The sequence below is a fragment of the Streptomyces sp. XM83C genome (assembly GCF_023072675.1).
Classification (GTDB): domain Bacteria; phylum Actinomycetota; class Actinomycetes; order Streptomycetales; family Streptomycetaceae; genus Streptomyces; species Streptomyces thermocoprophilus.
Genome location: NZ_JALLGL010000495.1, coordinates 1 through 2,594, shown reverse-complemented (window position 1 = coordinate 2,594; position 2,594 = coordinate 1). Strand labels below are relative to the sequence as shown.

At 80.6% G+C, this 2,594-nt stretch carries 1 protein-coding gene; it reads left to right on the top strand.

Annotated elements, in window-relative coordinates; translation table 11 throughout:
* A partial coding sequence (locus MTQ10_RS29680; RefSeq protein WP_282612742.1) for an FtsK/SpoIIIE domain-containing protein occupies window positions 1-2,532 on the top strand: 2,532 nt, incomplete at its 5' end.
* Between the last annotated feature and the right edge of the window lie 62 nt (window positions 2,533-2,594).

Genomic DNA, 2,594 nt, shown 5'->3' with positions numbered 1-2,594 from the left:
GCCCCCGCCCCCGGCGACCGAGGTGGCTCCCGGCGTGGTCCGGCCGCCGAGCGCGGGCCCGCGCAGGGCACCGGGCGGCGGCGCGGCCTCGGGGCGTGGGCGCGGCGGCTGGCCGGCGGACGCGGCGGCGCGCAGGCCGCCGTGCCGCAGGCGGGCGCGGAGGAGCCCGGCACGGACGGCACCCCGGCGGCGCCGGTCGCCCCGGGTGTGCCGGAGACCTGGCCGGACCCGGCGGCGCTGCTGCTGACCGCGCTGGGTCCGGGCCCGAGGCTGTGGGAGCGCGGGCCGGGTCATCCGGAGGCGCTGACCGTGCGGCTCGGCACGGCCGACCGCCCGACGCCCGACGGCACGGGCCTGCTGCCCGCCGTGCCGGTGACGGCGGGGCTGCGGGAGGCGGGCGCGCTGGGTCTCGCCGGGCCGCGTCCGCGGCTGTCGGGGCTGGCGCGGGCGGTGGTGGCGCAGCTGGCGGCGCTGCACTCGCCGGACACCCTGGAGATCGTGCTGATCAGCGTGGACCGCACGCGGTCCCTCGAGGAGCGCACGGCGGAGTGGGCGTGGCTGGGCTGGCTGCCGCATGTGCGGCCGGGGCACGGCCAGGACTGCCGGCTGCTCCTCGCGTACGACCGGGAGCAGGCCGCCGCCCGCACGGACGAGCTGCTGCGCCGCCTCGCCGACCATGACGCCGAGCGGACCCCGGCGGCGGCCGGGGCGGCCCTGGGCGGCCTGTCCGGGGGCGTGGACGCCGTGGCCGGCCGGGCGGACGCTCCCCTGGCCCGGTCCGCTCAGGACGCCGTGCCGCCTCCGGGCGGCCCCGGTGCCGCGCACGCGGCGGACCCCGGTGCCGCTGCCGGTGCGGTGTCCGCGGGCGCCCGCCGCCCGTCCTGGGCCCGCGCCGACGACGAGAGTGCGGGGGCGGGCTTCCCCGGCCCGTACACGGTCGTCGTGGTGGACGGTGATCCCGGCGGCCCCGGACTCCAGGAGGCCGTGGCACGGCTGGCCGCTCAGGGGCCGCGGGCCGGCATCCATGTGGTGTGTCTGGCGGAGACGGACCCGGCCTCCCCCGCCTCGCCGGTCACGCAGACGTTCCGGGCGGCGTGCGAGGTGTCGCCGGTGTTCGCCGAGTGCGGTGCGGTGGCGCTGCTCAGCGGCGACGTGGCCACCGCGCTGCGGCTGCTGCGGGTGGCCCGCCGGGAGGGCGTCCCGGTCGGCGACGGCACGCTGGCGACGGTCGACGCCGTGTCCGCGCCCTGGGCGGAGCGGTTCGCCCGCGCGCTGGCCCCGCTGCGCCCGGACGGCCCGGCGGAGCGGCACGCGCGCGTGTCGGCGCCGTTGCCGCAGTCGGCGCGGCTGCTGGAGGAGCTGGGGCTGGCCCGGGCCACTCCGGCGTCGTTGATGGCGCGGTGGGCGGACGCCGCCGACGACACCGAGGCGCTCGGCGGCCGGGCACGGGCCGTGCTGGGCGCCGGTCCGCGCGGCCCGGTCGGTGTCGACCTCGTCGCGGACGGGCCGCATCTGCTGATCGAGGGACCGCACGGCAGCGGCCGTACGGAGCTGCTGCGGGCGGTGGTCGCGTCGCTGGCGTCGGCGGAGCGGCCGGACCGGCTCGGCATCGTGCTGATGGACGGCCGGGACCGGGTCGGCGGCGCCACCGGCGACGGGCTGCGGGTGTGCACGGACGTGCCGCATGTGACGACGCATCTCATCGCCAACGACCCGGTGCGGATGCGGGAGTTCGCTCAGTCGCTGAGCGCGGAGCTGAAGCGCAGGGCGGAGCTGCTGGGCCGGACGGACTTCGCCGAGTGGCACCGGCACCGGGAGGTGTCCGGCCGTATCGTCGCCCAGCGCACCCCGGCGTCCGGCCGTGTTTCCGCGTCCGGCGCGCGCACCGACCCGCCCGGCCGGCCCGGGCAGGGGCCGCGTCCCGGCGGCGACTCGGGCGCCGGGGACATAGAGGCGCCGCCCAGTTCCACCCTGCGGCTGCGGCCGTCGGGTGCGCGGCGGGCGGCGGAGGCCGCGCCGCCGCTGCCGCGGCTGGTGGTGGTCGTGGACGACCTGGACGCGCTGGTGGCGCCCTCGCTGGGCTCGCCGGGCCGGCCGGCGGCCGGGTCGGTGATGCGGGCGCTGGAGGCGGTGGCCCGCGACGGCGAGCGGCTCGGCGTGCACCTGGTGGCCGCGTCCGGTCCCGGCGGCCGTACGGCGGAGTCGGAGGCCGCCCGGCGGGCGTCGCTGCGGGTCGCCCTGGACGCCCCAGGGTCCGGGCCGGACGATCCGGCGCCGGGGCGTGGCCGGCTGACCGGTGCGGACGGGCGGGTGACGCCGTTCCAGGCGGGACGGGTGACGGGCCGTATCCCGCGGACGGCGACGCTGCGGCCGACGGTCGTGCCGCTGGAGTGGCACCGCATGGGCGATCCGCCGGCCCGCCGCCCGGTCCGTGAGCTGGGCAACGGCCCCACCGACCTGGCGCTGCTGGCCAGCGCGTTGGAGCGGGCGGCCCGCGAGGTGTCGGCGGCGGAGGTGCCGTCCCTCATCTGAGACGGCGGGACCCCCGGACCCGGGCCCCGCACCCGCGGAGCCGGGCACGGCATGTCGTACAC